The sequence below is a fragment of the Dermacoccus sp. PE3 genome (assembly GCF_001021715.1).
Classification (GTDB): Bacteria; Actinomycetota; Actinomycetes; order Actinomycetales; family Dermatophilaceae; genus Dermacoccus; species Dermacoccus abyssi.
Map to the genome: position 1 here is coordinate 53,627 of NZ_LDCM01000005.1, position 17,073 is coordinate 70,699.

At 70.1% G+C, this 17,073-nt stretch carries 18 protein-coding genes and 1 riboswitch; all 18 genes read left to right on the top strand.

The genetic code is table 11. The annotated features are described in order from the left end of the window. The first annotated feature begins 20 nt into the window (after positions 1-20). The 18 genes from pyrF to AA983_RS12920 all read left to right on the top strand — a co-directional run bounded on the left by pyrF (position 21) and on the right by AA983_RS12920 (position 17,052). Positions 21-890, top strand: coding sequence for an orotidine-5'-phosphate decarboxylase (gene pyrF / locus AA983_RS12835; RefSeq protein WP_047312696.1), 870 nt, complete (start codon positions 21-23; stop codon positions 888-890). Positions 891-998: 108 nt separating this feature from the next. Further along, positions 999-1,559 carry a guanylate kinase gene (gene gmk, locus AA983_RS12840; protein ID WP_047312697.1) on the top strand — a complete coding sequence of 187 codons (561 nt, stop codon included), beginning with the start codon at positions 999-1,001 and terminating at the stop codon, positions 1,557-1,559. Between the two features lie 17 nt (positions 1,560-1,576). Beyond that, positions 1,577-1,840, top strand: a complete 264-nt coding sequence (gene rpoZ / locus AA983_RS12845; RefSeq protein ID WP_047312698.1) for a DNA-directed RNA polymerase subunit omega — start codon at positions 1,577-1,579, stop codon at positions 1,838-1,840. A 10-nt stretch (positions 1,841-1,850) separates the two neighbouring features. Next, positions 1,851-3,125: a bifunctional phosphopantothenoylcysteine decarboxylase/phosphopantothenate--cysteine ligase CoaBC gene (gene coaBC / locus AA983_RS12850; protein WP_047312699.1), complete on the top strand. Its 1,275-nt coding sequence runs from the start codon at positions 1,851-1,853 to the stop codon at positions 3,123-3,125. A 62-nt stretch (positions 3,126-3,187) separates the two neighbouring features. Then, positions 3,188-4,405, top strand: a complete 1,218-nt coding sequence (gene metK / locus AA983_RS12855) for a methionine adenosyltransferase (protein ID WP_047312700.1) — start codon at positions 3,188-3,190, stop codon at positions 4,403-4,405. 116 nt (positions 4,406-4,521) lie between these two features. Continuing rightward, on the top strand, positions 4,522-6,789 hold the full coding sequence (locus tag AA983_RS12860; protein ID WP_052947137.1) for a hypothetical protein: 2,268 nt from the start codon (positions 4,522-4,524) through the stop codon (positions 6,787-6,789). Between the two features lie 25 nt (positions 6,790-6,814). Beyond that, positions 6,815-7,549 carry an HAD-IA family hydrolase gene (locus AA983_RS12865; protein ID WP_082128921.1) on the top strand — a complete coding sequence of 245 codons (735 nt, stop codon included), beginning with the start codon at positions 6,815-6,817 and terminating at the stop codon, positions 7,547-7,549. Between the two features lie 79 nt (positions 7,550-7,628). After that, positions 7,629-8,567, top strand: a complete 939-nt coding sequence (gene fmt / locus AA983_RS12870; RefSeq protein WP_047312701.1) for a methionyl-tRNA formyltransferase — start codon at positions 7,629-7,631, stop codon at positions 8,565-8,567. After that, entirely contained in the window at positions 8,560-10,209 is a 1,650-nt protein-coding gene (locus AA983_RS12875; protein WP_369798814.1) for an RsmB/NOP family class I SAM-dependent RNA methyltransferase, read from the top strand. The genes fmt and AA983_RS12875 overlap by 8 nt, the downstream gene beginning before the upstream one ends. A 48-nt stretch (positions 10,210-10,257) precedes the next feature. Beyond that, the gene (gene rpe, locus AA983_RS12880; protein ID WP_047312871.1) at positions 10,258-10,914 is read left to right on the top strand and encodes a ribulose-phosphate 3-epimerase; all 657 of its coding nucleotides are present in this window, start codon (positions 10,258-10,260) and stop codon (positions 10,912-10,914) included. Between the two features lie 57 nt (positions 10,915-10,971). After that, positions 10,972-11,101, top strand: a riboswitch (FMN riboswitch). A 138-nt stretch (positions 11,102-11,239) separates the two neighbouring features. Next, positions 11,240-12,307: a bifunctional diaminohydroxyphosphoribosylaminopyrimidine deaminase/5-amino-6-(5-phosphoribosylamino)uracil reductase RibD gene (gene ribD, locus AA983_RS12885; protein WP_047312702.1), complete on the top strand. Its 1,068-nt coding sequence runs from the start codon at positions 11,240-11,242 to the stop codon at positions 12,305-12,307. Between the two features lie 5 nt (positions 12,308-12,312). Continuing rightward, the gene (locus tag AA983_RS12890) at positions 12,313-12,945 is read left to right on the top strand and encodes a riboflavin synthase (protein ID WP_047312703.1); all 633 of its coding nucleotides are present in this window, start codon (positions 12,313-12,315) and stop codon (positions 12,943-12,945) included. After that, positions 12,942-13,634 carry a nicotinamide riboside transporter PnuC gene (gene pnuC / locus AA983_RS12895; RefSeq protein WP_047312704.1) on the top strand — a complete coding sequence of 231 codons (693 nt, stop codon included), beginning with the start codon at positions 12,942-12,944 and terminating at the stop codon, positions 13,632-13,634. The genes AA983_RS12890 and pnuC overlap by 4 nt, the downstream gene beginning before the upstream one ends. After that, complete coding sequence (ribB, locus tag AA983_RS12900; RefSeq protein ID WP_187034871.1) at positions 13,634-14,887, top strand: 3,4-dihydroxy-2-butanone-4-phosphate synthase; 1,254 nt, start codon at positions 13,634-13,636, stop codon at positions 14,885-14,887. The genes pnuC and ribB overlap by 1 nt, the downstream gene beginning before the upstream one ends. Then, positions 14,884-15,360 (top strand): 6,7-dimethyl-8-ribityllumazine synthase, encoded by a 477-nt coding sequence (gene ribH, locus AA983_RS12905; RefSeq protein ID WP_047312705.1) that lies wholly within the window; start codon positions 14,884-14,886, stop codon positions 15,358-15,360. The genes ribB and ribH overlap by 4 nt, the downstream gene beginning before the upstream one ends. A 67-nt stretch (positions 15,361-15,427) precedes the next feature. After that, positions 15,428-15,691: a phosphoribosyl-ATP diphosphatase gene (locus AA983_RS12910; protein WP_047312873.1), complete on the top strand. Its 264-nt coding sequence runs from the start codon at positions 15,428-15,430 to the stop codon at positions 15,689-15,691. Between the two features lie 14 nt (positions 15,692-15,705). Continuing rightward, complete coding sequence (hisG, locus tag AA983_RS12915; protein WP_047312706.1) at positions 15,706-16,551, top strand: ATP phosphoribosyltransferase; 846 nt, start codon at positions 15,706-15,708, stop codon at positions 16,549-16,551. A 39-nt stretch (positions 16,552-16,590) separates the two neighbouring features. Beyond that, positions 16,591-17,052 carry a PH domain-containing protein gene (locus AA983_RS12920; RefSeq protein ID WP_047312707.1) on the top strand — a complete coding sequence of 154 codons (462 nt, stop codon included), beginning with the start codon at positions 16,591-16,593 and terminating at the stop codon, positions 17,050-17,052. Positions 17,053-17,073: the final 21 nt, after the last annotated feature.

Genomic DNA, 17,073 nt, shown 5'->3' on the forward strand with positions numbered 1-17,073 from the left:
GTTCGACCAGGAGAACCGCCATGACCACCACGTCACCCGAAGCCGGTTTCGGTGCTCGACTGAAGGCCGCGCACGAGCGCTTCGGCCCGGCCTGCGTCGGCATCGACCCCCACCGTGGCCTCGTCGAGGGGTGGGGGCTGCCCTACAGCTACGAGGGTGTCGAGCGGTTCGCGCTGACGTGCGTCGAGGCGTTCGGCGGACGCGTCGCCTCCGTCAAGCCGCAGTCAGCCTTCTTCGAGGTGTTCGGCTCGCGCGGTGTGGCACTGCTCGAGCGCGTGACGAAGGAACTGCGCGAAGCAGGCACGCTTGTCGTGCTCGACGTGAAGCGCGGCGACATCGGCACGACGATGACGGCCTACGGGGAGGCGTTTCTCGGCAAGGACGCGCCCGAGCCGGCCGACGCGATCACGCTCAGCCCGTACCTCGGGTACGAGTCGCTGCGCCCGGCGCTCGACCTCGCGCGGGACACCGGACGCGGCGTGTTCGTGCTCGCGCTCACCTCGAACGCGGAGGGCGCAGGCGTCCAGCACGCGAGTACGCCCGGCGGCAGCGTCGCGGGCGACATCGTCGCTGCGGCAACCCGCGACAACGCCGAGGCTGCCGGCCGGGGGGAGTGGGGCCACGTCGGCTTCGTCATGGGCGCCACGATCGGCTCGGCGCTCGACGACCTCGGCCTGCGCGACGCGCTCGCTGCGTCGAACGCGCCGGTCCTCGCGCCGGGCTTCGGCGCGCAGGGCGGCACGGTCGAGACGATCAAGGAAGTCTTCGGCGCCTCCGTCGAGCGCGTCATCCCGACGACGTCGCGCGACGTGCTCAAGGCCGGCCCGGACGTCAGCTCGCTCATCGAGGCTGTGGAGCGCACGCGCGAGAGTGTGGCTCGCTTGGCGTGAGTCGCTCGGCCTGAACAGGGGCCGGGCGGCCAACTGTCGGCCTGTGAAAGGATGAGCGACACGCCCTCGCGGGCGTCTCGCACCAGTTCGCCGTGGAAGGAATCCTCGATGAGTGGACGCCTCGTCGTCCTGGCCGGCCCCACCGCGGTCGGCAAGGGCACCGTCGCCGCCTACATCCGCGAGCACTACCCGGAGGTGTGGCTCTCGGTCTCCGCGACGACGCGCCCGCCACGCCCGGGTGAGATCGACGGAGTCCACTACCGCTTCCTCAGCGACGAGGAGTTCGCCCGGACGGCGCGCGAGGACGGCTTCCTCGAACACGCCATCGTCCACGGTCGTGCCTCGTACGGCACGCCGAAGGCCCCCGTCGAGGAGGCGATGGCCGAGGGCAAGCTGCCGCTGCTCGAGATCGACCTCCAGGGTGCGCGCCAGGTCAAGCAGAACGCGCCCGACGCGTTCTTCGTCTTCCTCGAGCCTCCGAGCTGGGACGAGCTGGTGCGCCGGCTCGTCGGGCGCGGCACCGAGACCGAGGAGGAACGCGAGCGACGCCTCCAGACCGCGAAGGTCGAACTGGCCGCGAAATCCGAGTTCGACCACGTCATCGTCAACGACGACGTTCGGCGTGCAGCCGAAGAACTCGTATCATTGATGAGAACCCCCGAAAACTGACGACGAAACGAGTGATTGTGTCCGGCACCAAGGCCGAGCCCATCGGCATCACGAACCCGCCCATCGACGACCTCCTCGAGATCGCGGACAGCAAGTACGCGCTCGTGACGTACGCCTCGAAGCGCGCGCGTCAGATCAACGGCTACTACAGCCAGCTCGCTGACGGCCTGCTCGACAACGTCGGTCCGCTCGTCGAGGCCCAGCCCAACGACAAGCCGCTGTCCATCGCGCTGCGCGAGATGAACGAGGGTCTGCTCTCGATCGAGAAGCTCGAAGCCTGAGTCTCGCGAGATGCGCATCGTTCTCGGTGTGACGGGGGGCATCGCCGGCTACAAAGCGGCGTTGCTCCTTCGTCTTTTCACGGAGAGTGGGCACGACGTCACGGTCGTGCCCACTTCTGCTGCACTCGAATTCGTCGGCGCTCCCACGTGGGAGGCGCTCTCGGGCAAGCCGGTGCAGACGGGTGTCTTCGAGAACGTGCACGCGGTGCCGCACGTCAAGCTCGGCCAGAGCGCCGATCTCGTCGTCGTGGCACCGGCAACGGCAGACCTGCTCGCCAAGGCCGCGTGTGGCATGGCGAACGACCTGCTGACGAACACGCTGCTCACGGCGCGCTGCCCGGTTGTCATGGCTCCGGCCATGCACACCGAGATGTGGCTTCACCCGGCCACGCAGGCCAACGTCGCCACGCTGCGTGAGCGCGGCGTGACGATCGTCGAGCCCGCGTCGGGTCGACTCACGGGCGCCGACACCGGCCCCGGCCGTCTGCCCGACCCCGACGTCATCTACGAAGCCGCTTTGGCTGCGGCCGCGAGCGGTACACGCCGTGACGGTGCCGAGAAGGTTCCGGTCGCCCGCGAACAGGGGCCCTTGGCCGGGCGCACCGTGCTGGTCACCGCCGGCGGCACGCGTGAGGCCATCGACCCCGTGCGCTACCTCGGCAACCGCAGCAGCGGGAAGATGGGCTTCGCCATCGCAGCCGCTGCCGCCGACCTGGGCGCCAAGGTCACCCTCGTCACGACGGTCACGCCGCCCGCTGACGTTGCGTCCCGCGTCGACGTCGTCATGGTCGAGAGTGCCCGGGCCATGCGCGAGAAGGTGCTCGAGGCCGAGCCCGACCTGCTCGTCATGGCGGCCGCCGTGGCCGATTTCCGCCCGAGTGAGGTGGCCACGTCGAAGATCAAGAAGACGCACGGCGCGGGCGACGACTCGGCGCCCGTCATCACACTCGTGCGCAACCCCGACATCCTCGCCGAAGCCGTCGCGCAGCGTGACGCGAAGGCCGACTCGGAGGCGCGTCGTCGCGTCATCGTCGGGTTCGCCGCCGAGACGGGCGACGCCGACGGCGACGTCCTGTTCCACGCCCGCGCCAAGCTCGCTCGCAAGGGGTGCGACGTTCTCGTGGCCAACGAGGTCGGCGACGGCGTCACGTTCGGTCAGGACGAGTCGACCGCCCACCTGCTGCGAGCCGACTCCGACGAGGTCGTCACCGTCGGGCCCGCCCCGAAGTCTCACATCGCGGCAGCGGTCGTCGACCTCGCCGCGTCTATCTTCACTACTCAGTAACATGCTGTGACGGGGTGGTTAGCGCCCCAGTCAGCAGCCGCTGCCCACGTCAGGAGTCCGCTTTGACCCGTCTGTTCACCTCCGAGTCCGTCACCGAAGGTCACCCCGACAAGATCTGTGACCAGATCAGTGACGCGATCCTCGACGACATGCTCAAGAAGGACCCGAAGTCGCGCGTCGCGGTCGAGACGATGGTGACGACGGGCCTCGTGCACGTGGCGGGAGAGGTGCGCACCGAGGGCTACACCGACATCGCGACGCTCGTGCGCAACGTCATCACCGAGGTCGGCTACGACTCCTCGCTCAAGGGCTTCGACGGGCACAGCTGCGGCATTTCCGTCTCGATCGGCCAGCAGTCGGTCGACATCGCGCAGGGCGTCGACCAGGCGCACGAACACCGCGTCGACGGTGGCGTCGACCCGCTCGATCTGCAGGGCGCCGGCGACCAGGGCCTCATGTTCGGTTACGCTTGCGACGACACTCCCGAACTCATGCCGCTGCCGATCTTCCTCGCGCACCGCCTCTCCGAGCGCCTCACCCGCGTGCGCAAGGACGGCACGCTCGAGTACCTGCGCCCGGACGGCAAGACGCAGGTCACCATCGCCTACGACGGTGACAAGGCGGTCGGCCTCGAGACCGTCGTGCTCTCGACGCAGCACGACGAAGGCATCGACCTGGGCGGGCAGCTGGCGCCCGACATCGAACGTCACGTCATCGACCCGGTCATCGCCGAACTCGCGGCCAGCGGCGTCGCGCTCGACACCACGAACGTGCGCCAGCTCATCAACCCGACGGGCAAGTTCGTCATCGGCGGCCCCATGGGTGACGCCGGCCTCACCGGTCGCAAGATCATCGTCGACACCTACGGCGGCATGGCCCGCCACGGCGGCGGCGCCTTCTCCGGAAAGGACCCGTCGAAGGTCGACCGCTCGGCCGCCTACGCCATGCGCTGGGTGGCCAAGAACGTCGTCGCCGCAGGCCTCGCGAAGCGCTGCGAGGTGCAGGTCGCCTACGCCATCGGCAAGGCTCAGCCGGTTGGCCTCTACGTCGAGTGCTTCGGCACCGAGACCAAGCCGCTCGACGTCATCCAGAAGGCCATCGACACGACGTTCGACCTGCGCCCCGCCGCGCTCGTCGAGCAGCTCGATCTCCTGCGCCCGATCTACCAGCCCACCGCGGCCTACGGCCACTTCGGTCGCACCGAGGCACCCGGCCTGGAGAACGGGTTCACGTGGGAGCGCACCAACCGCGTCGAGGAACTGCAGCGCGCTGCCGGCTGATCACCGACCTCACAGAGCGAAGGGCGCCGCCTGTCCACACCGGACGGGGCGGCGCCCTTCGGCGTCCACGCGGGGACGTTCGACGGTTGTCGGAGGTGTGCCGTATACATGGGGCCATGAGCGAGCCGCACGCACCGACCAGCGAACAGCTGGCCCTGCTGCGTGAGGCCGCGCGTCCCCAACGCAAGGAGCCGGGAGACGCCAGCACGGACGTCGCCGACGCAGCGCCCGCGTCGTCCGGGTCGAAACCCGACCTGGTCGCCGTCGTCTGGCCCATGCTCGAAGTGCCTCACCTCGACCGCGAGTTCGAGTACACGGTGCCCGAGGAGATGCGTGACGACATCGCAGTCGGTGTCGCCGTCAAGGTGAGGTTCAAGGCGCAACAGATCACCGGCTACGTCGTGGCTCTGCGCGAGCAGGCCGAGTTCTCGGGCACCCTGCGGCCCATCCAACGCGTCATCTCGTCCCAAGTCGTGCTCACGCCGCACGTGTGGGAGCTGGCTCGCGCCGTGGCCGCTCGTGACGCGGGGAACGTCAGCGACGTCCTGCGCCTGGCCATCCCGCCCCGGCACGCCCGCGCCGAGGCGGCGCTCGACGCTCGGGACGAGAAGGCCGCGGCGTCAGAAAGGGCGGATGTCGACGCCGTCGGGGAGACCGCTGACGCATCGGACACGACGGCGGCGGACGGATCGCCGGGTGCGCCGAGCGACGATGAGCGGGCCGAGAGCGAGCCGACCGAGCCTGCCGGGGCAGCGGTCGACGAAGCATCGAGCGCCTGGCGCTTCTACGGCGGCGGGTTGTCGCTCCTCAAGCACATCGCCGACGGCGAAGGGCCACGTGCGTCGTGGAACGTGGCACCCGGGCTGTTCGGTGACGACGCCTGGCCGGCGGCAGTCGCAGAGCTCGCCGACGCGGCTCGACGTTCGAAGCGGGGGAGCCTCGTCGTCGTGCCGGACGCGCGCGACGTCGAGCGCGTGCTCGAGGCGTGCACCGCACTGCTCGGGCGAGACAAAGTCGTGCGCCTCAGTGCCGATCAAGGGCCGCAGGCGCGCTACACCTCGTTCCTCAAGACGGTGCGCGGTGAGGCCGACGTCGTTGTCGGCACGAGGGCCGCGATGTTCGCCCCAGTGAAGGACCTGGGGCTCGTCGTGTGGTGGGACGACACGGACTCGCTGCACGCCGAGCCCCATGCTCCCTACCCGCACGTGCGCGACGTCCTGCGCGAGCGAGCCCGCCTCAGTGGTGCGTCGCTCGTCTCAGCCGGACCCACGCGATCGGCGGCGGTCGAGGCCTGGGTGGAGAGCGGGGATCTCGTCGCCGTCGATGCCGTGGCTCGTACCGGGCCGGCCGTCGTCGTGACGGGGGATGACCGGGCGGTCGAACGTCACGGCCCGGCCGCCCGGGCACGCATTCCCGCCCAGGCCTGGCGCGGAGCCACGGACGCACTCGCACACGGCCCCGTCCTCGTTCAGGTGCCGCGGCGCGGCTACGTTCCGGCTCTCGCCTGTGCGCGCTGCCGCACGAAGGCTGCGTGCCCCGTTTGCCACGGGCCGCTGGGGTTGGCCGACGAAGGGGCCACGCCCGCGTGTCGCTGGTGCGGCCACGTCGCCCACGTCATCACCTGCCCGGAGTGCGGTGCGCACGACCTGAGGTCACTCGTCGTCGGTGCCGGTCGCACCGCGGAGGAACTGGGGCGTGCCTTCCCCGGCGTGCCGGTGCGCCGATCGGGTGCACCGGACGTTCTGGCCACGGTGCCCGACACCCCCGCGCTCGTCATCGCAACGCCCGGTGCAGAGCCGGTCGCCGAAAACGGCTACAGCGCAGCCATCCTGCTCGACGCGTGGGCACTGCTCGATCGCGCCGGGCTCGACTCGTCCGAGCGGGCGCTCACGCATTGGTCGACCGCCGCGGGCCTCGTGCGGGGCGCCGCTGACGGGGGAGCGGTCTACCTGTGCGGCGTGCCGCGCCACGTGCCGTTCCCGAGCGTGGAGGCGCTCGTGCGTGCGGCGCCGCGGTGGTTCGCCGAGCGCGAGCTGGCCGAACGCGCCGAGGTCGGTCTACCCCCGGTCGTCCGGATGGCCGCGCTCGAGGGGCCGAGACGTGCGGCGCAGGACGTGGCCGACGAGGTCTCGCGCCGCGCGAACGACGACGGCGTGCCGCTCGACGTGCTCGGACCACTGCCGTTGGGACGACGCCACATGTTCGATCGCGCGACGGGCCGCTCGAACGACGACGACCCGAAGGTGCGCTACCTCGTGCGCTGGAACGACCCCGGTGCGCCCGAGCCCCCGAAGCTGCTGCGTGGCGTGCAGGCCGCCCGCTCGGCGGCACGCGAACCGGTCGTCACGCTGCGGCTCGACCCGATGCTCGACGGCCTGGCATGAGAACCACTCCGTTACGGTGGGCGCCATGACTTCGACGCCTGACCTGAGCAGACTCGACGACCTCGACGGCCCCGATCTCGAGGAACTCGGGGGCTTCACGGACGACACGGCCCCCAACCCGGTCGACTTCGTCGTCTTCGACATCGGCAACGTGCTCATCCGCTGGGAGCCGTTGCTCGCCCTAGAACCCGTCGTCGGGCGCGAGCGCGCCGATGCCTTTCTCGCCGAGGCCGCCATCGACTTCCACGGGCGCAACTTGCGCGCGGACGGGGGCACGCCGTGGTCCGAGATCGTCGCCGAACTCACCGAACACGACGCAGCCGTCGGAGAGGTGGGCCAGGCCTACGTCGACCACTACGCCGACGCCATCCGCGAGCCCATCGACGGCACCGTCGCCATCCTGCGGGAACTACACGAAGCGCAGGTGCCGCTGTTCGCCGTGACGAACTTCTCGGCCGAGCTCTTCCCGATCGCCCGAGAACTGCACGACTTCCTCGAGCTGTTCGAGGAGATCATCGTCTCCGGCGAGGAGGGCGTGACGAAGCCCGATCCGGAGATGTGGGAGATCCTCGAGGAGGTGACCCGTCACATCGGGGGCCTCGAGGACGCGGTGTTCATCGACGACTCGAGCGCCAACGTCATGAGCGCCGAGCAGGCGGGGCTCGACGCGTTGCTGTTCACCGACCCGGGCACGCTGCGCGACGAACTGCTCCTGAGGGGTCTGCCGTTGGCGCCGATCGTGCGTGACTGTCGGCGCTAGCGCCCCCACTAGACTTGGCCGGACGTCGGCCGAGGCCGATACCCCGACCCCGCTCCACTCGACGAAGGGACGTGCTCCCATGCGCGTTGTGTTCGCCGGCACTCCCGAGGCCGCGGTTCCCTCGCTGAGCGCACTGCTCGACTCGGCCCACGACGTCGTGGGTGTCATCACCCGCCCCGACGCCCGCTCTGGGCGCGGTCGCAAGACGTCCGCTTCGCCGGTGCGTCGCGTCGCCGAGGACGCCGGCGTCGAGGTACTCACGCCGACCAAGCCGTCCGACCCCGAGTTCGTCGCACGTCTGCGCGAACTGGCACCCGATGCCTGCCCCGTCGTCGCCTATGGCGCGCTCATCCCACGTGACGTCCTCGACGTGCCTCGTCTGGGCTGGATCAATCTGCACTTCTCGCTCCTGCCCGCGTGGCGTGGCGCTGCGCCCGTGCAGCACGCCCTCATGGCCGGCGACGATGTCACGGGTGCCTCGACCTTCCTCCTCGAGGAGGGCCTCGACACCGGGCCAGTCTTCGGCACGATGACAGAGGCCGTCCGCGCCACGGACACGGCCGGCGACCTGCTGGGACGCCTCGCCGAGGGCGGAGCGTCGTTGCTCGTCAAGACCCTCGATGCCCTTGAAGCGGGAGAGGTCACGCCCGTCGCCCAGTCGGCCGACGGTGTCTCCCTCGCGCCGAAGATCCTCGTCGAGGACGTGCAGATCGACTGGAAGTCGCCCGCCTTCGCTGTCGACCGCCGCATTCGCGGCGCGTCCCCGGCGCCAGGGGCCTGGACGACGTTCCGGGCTGAGCGCCTCAAGGTGCTGCGCAGCACCCTCGCGGTGACCGACGAGGCGAACCCGCCCCTGGCGGCCGGTGCGCTGCGCGCGACGAAGAAGCAGGTTTTCGTGGGCGCCGTCGGAGGCACCCTGGAATTGCTCGAGGTGCAGCCTCAGGGCAAGAAGAGCATGGTCGCGGCCGATTGGGCACGCGGCGTACGAATCGACGAAGGAGAACGCCTCGGTGGCTGACGCGCGCGAAGGATCGGGTGGCTACGGCCGCGGCTCGAACCCCCGACGGGACGACCGCGGTGACGGTCGCGGCTCTCGCGGTGGCCACGACGCCTCGCGTCGTGACGCCAAGGGCCGAGAGCGATCGGATGCCCGGCTGCGCAGTGCGGGCCACCGCAGCGCGGCCGCCCCGTCCGAGCGACGCCGCAGCGGCGACCCGGCGCGTACCGCGGCTCTTGCCGTTCTGCGCGCGGTAGACGACGGCGCGTACGCCAACCTCGAGATGCCCAAGGTGTTGCGTCGCCACGACCTCAGCGGTCGCGACGCGGCCTTCGCCACCGAACTGGCCCTCGGCACCATCCGGCGTCAGGGCCTCTACGACCGGGTCATCGAGGTCGGAGCAGGCCGCGCGCCGGCCGACATCGACCCGATCGTGCTCGACATCCTGCGCCTCGGGGTTCACCAACTGCTCTCGATGCGCGTGCCCACGCATGCGGCGACGTCCGAGACCGTCGCGCTCGCTCGTGAGCATGCGGGCGCCGGTGCGTCCGGCTTCGTCAACGCCGTTCTGCGCCGCGCTGGGGAACGTGACCGCGACACCTGGATCGCCGCCCTCACCCGTGGCGTCGAGGACGCCGACGACGTGCGCGCCATCGCGACGTCGCACCCGGCCTGGGTCGTCTCGGCCCTGCGTCAGGCACTGCGCGGTCACGAAGCGGCCGGCGGTGAAGGTCAGCCGAGCCTCGACGACGCGCTCGACGCGTTGCTCGCCGCGGACAACGAGGCACCCCGCGTCGCGCTCGTGGCACGTCCGGGCCTCGCGGACGTCGACGAACTCGTCGAGGCCGGTGCCGAACTCAGCGATCTGTCGCCCATCGCGGCTACCCTGCCGTTCGGCGACCCGGCGAACATCCCGGCCGTCCGCGAGACGCGCGCTGCTGTGCAGGACGAAGGCTCTCAGTTGCTCGCCATCGCCCTGGCCGAAGCGCCCGTCGAGCCTGCGAAGCCGATCGAGGCCGACAACGAGATGGCCGAGGCCTCGGCCCGCCCCAAGACCGGCGAGCAGTGGCTCGACATGTGCGCCGGCCCGGGTGGCAAGGCGGCGGTACTCGGTTCCATCGCGCACCTGCGCGGACACGTCCTGTTCTGCAACGAGTCGAGCGAGCACCGCACCGAGCTCGTTCGCCGCACGCTGCGCGCTCTGCTCGACGACGGCGCCGAGATCTACGTCGGCACCGGTGACGGCCGTGAGCTCGGCGCCGAGGAACCCGCGACGTACGACCGCGTCCTGCTCGACGCTCCCTGCACCGGCCTCGGTGCGATGCGTCGCCGACCCGAGTCGCGCTGGCGCCGGCGTCCCTTCGACGTCGCAGAGCTCGCCGCCCTGCAGGTGGAACTGCTCAACTCCGCGCTCGACGCCACGCGTCCGGGCGGCATCGTCGGCTACGCGACGTGCTCGCCGCACCCGGCCGAGACGCTCGCTGTCGTCGGTGAGGTGCTCGGTGCGCGCGACGACGTCGTGCAGGAGGACGCCTGGCCGTACTTCCTCGACGCCTACGACGAGCCGCTCGAGCGCATCGGCACCCTGCCGTCGGTCCAGCTGTGGCCGCACCTTCACGGCACCGACGCCATGTTCTTCGCCCTCCTGCGCAAGACGCGCTGACCACCGGAAAGGCCCGAGATGACCGACACCACCCGCGTCGAACCCACCATGCGCATCGCGCCGAGCATCCTCTCGGCCGACTTCGCCAACCTGCAGAGCGAACTCGACGCGATCAAGAATGCCGACTGGGCACACGTCGACGTCATGGACAACCACTTCGTGCCCAACCTGACGCTCGGGCTTCCCGTTGTCGAGTCGCTGCTCAAGGTGGCACCCATGCCGCTCGATGCGCACCTCATGATCGACGACCCCGACCGCTGGGCCCCGCAGTACGCGGAAGCGGGCTGCAAGAGCGTCACCTTCCACGTCGAGGCCGCCGCCGACCCGAAGAAGATCGCGCGTGACATCCGCGCTGCCGGTGCCCGCGCGTCGATGGCCATCAAGCCCGGCACCCCGTGGGAGCCGTACGAGGAACTGCTGCCCGAACTCGACATGGTGCTCGTCATGACGGTCGAGCCCGGATTCGGTGGGCAGTCCTTCATGGCCGAGCAGATGCCGAAGGTGCGCGCTGTGCGCGAGAGCGTGAAGAAGCACGGCGGTGACATCTGGATCCAGGTGGACGGCGGCGTCTCCGCGAAGACGATCGAGCAGTGCGCCGAAGCCGGTGCGGACACGTTCGTCGCCGGTTCCGCCGTGTACGGGGCGGCCTCGGCGGCCGACGCCGTCGAGGATCTGCGACGTCTCGCAGCCGGCCACGCTCACTGACGGACCGATCGTTGACACCCGGGGTCGCAGGCGCGCACCCCGGGTGTAACATGAGCGGCGTGCTCCGGGGTAGGTGAAATTCCTAGCCGGCGGTTAAAGTCCGCGACCCGGCCCGCTTCGTCAGGGGTCGGTTGACTCGGTGAAATTCCGAGACCGACGGTTAAAGTCCGGATGGGAGGCAGCATGAGGGCGGTCGCGTGAGCGAGCGCCGGTGTTCGGCATCGCCCAAGATGCCGTGCACTGCTCGTCGTGTGACGAGCCTGCATTTCGTGCGATCTCGCGCCACCCCGGTGAACGGTGATGTTCCGAACCGGAGGTGACAACGATGAATCTCGACCGCTCAGGCGCTGTGCGTCGTGCCGTCGCGCTCGCGGCTCTTTCGCCGCTTCCGGACGCGAACCCGCGCGTCGGCTGCGTCATCGTCTCGACCGACGGCTCGGTGCTCGCCGAGGGCTACCACCGAGGCGCCGGAACGCCGCACGCCGAAGCGGCGGCCATCGCCCAGGCGAACGCCGATGGCGTTGACCTGCGTGGAGCCACCGCTTACGTCACCCTCGAACCCTGTGCCCACCAGGGCCGTACGCCGTCCTGCGCCCGCGCGCTCGTCGCAGCCGGTGTGGGCCGCGTGGTCTACGGCCAGAGCGACCCGAACGGCGCAGCCGCCGGGGGAGCAGGCGTCCTCTCGGACGCGGGCATCGCCGTCGACCAGGACGCCGAGCTTGCACGCCAGGGGGCCGCGCTCAACGAGGACTGGACGTTCTCCGTCACCCACGCTCGGCCCGTCGTCCGCTGGAAGTTCGCCGCCACCCTCGACGGCTTCAGCGCTGCCGCCGACGGCACCTCCCGATGGATCACCGGTTCCACGGCCCGCGCAGATGTCCACCGGCTGCGCGCGGAGCACGGCGCCGTCGTCGTCGGCACGGGAACGGCGCTCGCCGACGACCCGCAGCTCACCGTCCGCGACACCGACGGCACGAACCTCCCGACGCAGCCCCTGCGCGTCGTCGTCGGTGACCGCGACCTGCCCGCCGACGCTCGCGTCCTCGACGACGCCGCCGAGACCCTCCAGCTGCGCACCCACGACGTCGACGCCGTTCTCGAGGTGCTGCACGAGCGCGGCATCCACGCGGTGTGGCTCGAGGGCGGGCCGACGCTCGCCGCCGCCTTCCTCGCGGCCGAGCGCGTCGACGAGGTACTCGCGTACGTCGCCCCCGCGATGCTCGGCGCCGGCAGGCCCGCAGCGGCAGACTTCGGCGCCGCGTCCATGACCGACCTGCGGCGTTTCGACCTCGTCGACGTGACGAGCCTCGTCACGCCCGCTGATGCCACCACCCCAGCGCAGACCGACCTGCGCCTGACCCTGCGCCCGCTTGCGACGCGTGAGGAGAGCTGAACACCGTGTTCACCGGAATCGTCGAAGCCAAAGGCCGGGTTGCCTCGATCGAGCACACCGCCGACGCCGTCGTCCTGGTCGTCGAAGGGGCCGAGGTGCTCACGGACGCGCACCACGGCGACAGCATCGCGGTCAACGGCGTCTGCCTCACGGTGACGACGTTCGACACCCTCACCTTCACGCTCGACGTCATGAAGGAGACGCTCGACCGCACGAGCCTCGGTGCCCTGCAGCCCGGATCGCCGGTCAACCTGGAGCGCGCCATGCGCGCGGACGCGCGGTTCGGCGGCCACGTCGTGCAGGGTCACGTCGACGGCACGACGCGCATCGTCGCCATCGAGCCGGGGGAGCGCTGGAGCGTCGTGCGCTTCGACCTGCCGGTCGAGCTCGCGCCCTACGTCGTGGAGAAGGGTTCGATCACGCTCAACGGCGTCTCGCTCACGGTGGCCTCACGCGAGGCCGACACCTTCACCGTCAGCCTCATTCCGACGACGCTCGACCTCACGACGTTCGGTGACGCGAGCGTCGGCGACGCCGTCAACGTCGAGGTCGATGTGCTCGCCAAGTACGTCGAGCACCTCGTCGGCCCGCGCCTTGCGGCCCTCGAGGAACGCCTTGCGAAGGCGGAGAGCGCATGAGCGTCTGGGAGCAGATCTACACGGCGCACCTCACTATCGGCGGCTCGCAGATCACGTGGCGCGAGATCATCGGCAACGGCTTCGGCATGGCCTCGGCGATCGGCGGCATGCGCCGCAAGGTTTGGGCATGGCCTGTCGGCATCGTCGGTAACGTGCTGCTCTTCACCGTGTTCGCGGGCCTCGTCTTCGGCATGGACGACCGGGCGCCGATGCTCGGGCAGGCCGGGCGTCAGATCTTCTTCATCGTTACCTCGCTCTACGGCTGGTACGTGTGGCGCGAGAGCAAGAACAAGGGCAGCACCGGCGAGGCCGTCATCCCGCACTGGGCGAGCGCGCAACAGCGTCTCGGCTACGTCATCGCCTGGGGCGCGGGCGTCGTCGTCATGCACTGGGTGTTCGAGATCATCGGTGCCGGGTGGCCCGCCCCTTGGTGGTACTTCTGGTGCGACGCCTGGATCTTCGTCGGCTCGCTACTCGCGACGTACGCCATGGCCCGGGGCTGGAACGACTTCTGGCTCATGTGGCTGGCCGTCGACCTCGTCGGCGTGCCTGAACTCATCTATGCCAAGTACTACCCGAGTGCTGCGCTCTATGCGCTGTACGCCCTGCTCGTCGCCTACGGCTTCACCCAGTGGCTGCGTGCCTCACGCAGCCGGGACGTGGCGGCCCGTGAGATGGAGGCATCGTGATGACCACCCCGAACGCATCCGAGGAGGCACTGCGGCTGTCGAGCGTCGAGGACGCCCTCGCGCAGCTGCGTGCCGGACGCCCCGTGCTCGTTGCCGACGACGAGAACCGCGAGAACGAGGCCGACATCGTCATGGCCGGCGAGACGATGACCGCCGAATGGATGGCGTGGGCGATCCGTCACAGCTCGGGCGTCATCTGCTCACCGATGCCGGACGACGTGGCCGACCGGCTCCTCCTTCCGCCGATGGTCTCGCGCAACGAAGACCCGAAGGGCACCGCGTACACGATCTCCGTTGATGCGAAGGACGGCGTGCACACCGGCATCTCGGCCGCCGACCGCGCACTGACGCTGCGTCTGCTCGCCGACCCGACGACGCCTCCCGCGGCGCTGACGCGCCCCGGTCACGTCTTCCCGCTGCGCGCCCGACCGGGCGGCGTGCTCGAGCGTGACGGCCACACCGAGGCGTCGGTCGACCTGTGCCGACTCGCGGGCCTCTCCCCGGTCGCGATGATCGTCGAACTCGTTCACGACGACGGCGCGATGATGCGCCTGCCAGGTGCCGTGGAGCTCGCCGAGGCCGAGGGGCTCGCCGTGATCACGATCGAGCAGCTCATCGAGTGGCGCCGGCGCCACGACCGCGTCGAGCACATCGCCTCCGCCAACCTGCCGACGGAGTACGGCACGTTTACGGCGTGGGGTTTCGAGGACCGCGAGAGCGGCGCCGAGCACCTGGCCCTCGTGAGCGAGCGCGAGCCGGGGGAGGTACCGCTCGTGCGCCTGCACTCCGAGTGCCTCACCGGTGACGCGCTCGGTTCGCTGCGCTGCGACTGCGGCCCGCAGCTGCGGGAGGCGCAGCGCCTCGTCTCGCGCGAGGGCGGCGTCGTGCTGTACCTGCGCGGCCAGGAGGGGCGCGGCGTCGGGCTGCTCAACAAGATGCGCGCGTACGGCCTGCAGGACGCGGGCTTCGACACCGTCGACGCTCAGGTCGAGCTCGGGCTGCCCATCGACGGACGCGAGTACGGTGCGGCGGCCGCCATGTTGCGCGCGCTCGGTCACACCCGCGTGCGGCTGCTGACGAACAACCCCGACAAGGCAGCGCAGCTCGCGCGCTTCGGCATCGAGGTCGTCGAGCGGGTTCCGCTCGTGGCCGGTATGGGGCCTGACAACGCGACGTACGTGCGCACCAAGATCGAACGTCTCGGTCACACCTTCGACCGTGGCGACGAACCTCAGGTAGGAGAAGCATCATGAGTGGACACGGTTCCCCCGATCTCAACGTCGACGGCTCGGGTCTGCGCGTCGCGATCGTCGCGGCCAGCTGGCACGACGTCGTGATGAACGGCCTCATCGACGGCGCTCGCCGCGGCCTGGCCGACGCCGGCGTCGCCGAGTCCGACGTCACGCTCGTGCGCGTGCCCGGCACCTTCGAACTGACAGCGGCCTGCGCGCGTCTTGCGCAGAAGTTCGACGTCCTCGTCGCGCTCGGCGTCGTCATCCGTGGCGGAACGCCGCACTTCGACTACGTCTGCAGCGCTGCCACGGACGGCCTCACCCAGATCGGCGTCACGACGGGCAAGGCCATCGGCTTCGGTGTACTCACGTGCGACAACGACGAGCAGGCGCTCGACCGTGCAGGCCTGGAGAACTCCTCGGAGGACAAGGGCCACGAGGCCGCGACCGCGGCCGTCGCCACCGAGGTGACGCTGCGCGCGCTCGGTGCATGAACGTCGTCCGGCTTCCATGCCGGACGGCGCGCGGGCCGAGGGCGTGCGACCGGTAACCTTGCACCCTGTGAAGACGTTCGAAGAGCTGTGGGCCGAACTCAATGAGAAGGCGCAGACGCGCCCAGAGGGTTCCGGCACCGTCGCCGAACTCGACCGGGGCGTGCACTTCATCGGCAAGAAGATCGTCGAGGAGGCCGCCGAGGTGTGGATGGCCGCCGAGCACGAGGGCAACGCCGCCGCGGCCGAGGAGATCAGTCAACTCCTGTACCACCTGCAGGTGCTCATGATCGAGCGCGGTATCACGCTCGACGACGTCTACTCCCACCTCTGAGCCGGAAGGACACCATGCTGCGCGTCGCAGTCCCCAACAAGGGCGCCCTTTCCGAATCCGCCGCCTCGATGCTCAAGGAGGCCGGCTACCGCGGGCGCCGCGACTCCAAGGAACTCGTCGTCGTGGACGCCGACAACGAGGTCGAGTTCTTCTTCCTGCGCCCCAAGGACATCGCCGTCTACGTCGGCTCGGGAACCCTCGACCTGGGTATCACCGGGCGCGACCTCATGCTCGACTCCGGTTCGAAGGCCGTCGAGCACCTGCAGCTCGGCTTCGGGGCGTCCACGTTCCGCTACGCCGGGCGTCCGGGCGTCGCGTCGAGTGTTGCCGACCTCGAAGGTCGACGCATCGCGACGTCGTTCGCCGGCCTCGTCAGGGCCGACCTCGAGAAGAACGGTGTGAACGCTGAGGTCGTTCGCCTCGACGGTGCGGTCGAGACGGCTGTGACGCTCGGCGTCGCCGACGTCATCGCCGACGTCGTCGAGACCGGTACGACCCTGCGGAACGCCGGACTCGAGGTCTTCGGTGACCCGATCCTCACGAGCGAGGCCCTGCTCATCCGTCCCTCCGACCGCGAGCTGTCCGGTCAGGCCGCGACTCTCGTGCGCCGTCTCGAGGGCGTTCTCACCGCGCGCCACTACGTCATGATGGATTACGACATCGACGCCGCACTCGTCGAGGAGGCCGCCGCGCTGACGCCCGGCAGCGAGTCGCCCACCGTGTCGCCGCTTCACGACCCGAACCAGGTCGCCGTGCGCGTCATGGTGCACCGCCGTTCGCTCAACCGCGTCATGGACGAGTTGTACGACCTCGGGGCGCGCGCCATCCTCGTCACTGACATCGCCGCCTGCCGGCTCTGATCCACGCCTCGCGCCCGAGCACCCGAGAGGAGTCATCACATGGCCAAGAACGAGGACGCCTACCGTCCGTTCATTCCGCGTCGCGGCCGCGCGGTGGCCTTCGCAGCCGCCGTGGCGATGGTCGTGACCTTCGGTGTCGTTGCCTTCGTCGTCCTGCCCACCGGCGGGGCTACCGGTTGGACGATGCTCGACAAGTGGGCCGTGTTCTTCTTCGGCTGTTTCCTCAGCTGGGGTCTGAGCCGGTGGGGGCTCGTCAAGGCCGAGCCGTCGCCCGAGGGCATCACGGTGCGCAACCTGCTGACGAAGCGCTTCGTGCCGTGGGCCGAGATCGTCGGCGTCCAGTTCGGCGGCGGGCGCCCGTGGTGCCTGCTCGACCTGGCCGACACCGAGCAGCTCGCCGTCATGGCGATCCAGCGCGCGGACGGCCCGTCCGCCGAGGCGGAGGCCTCACGGCTGGCCGCTCTCGTCCACGTCAATCAGGGCGAGATCCCGAACGACTGAACGGTCACGTTCTGGTTGAGG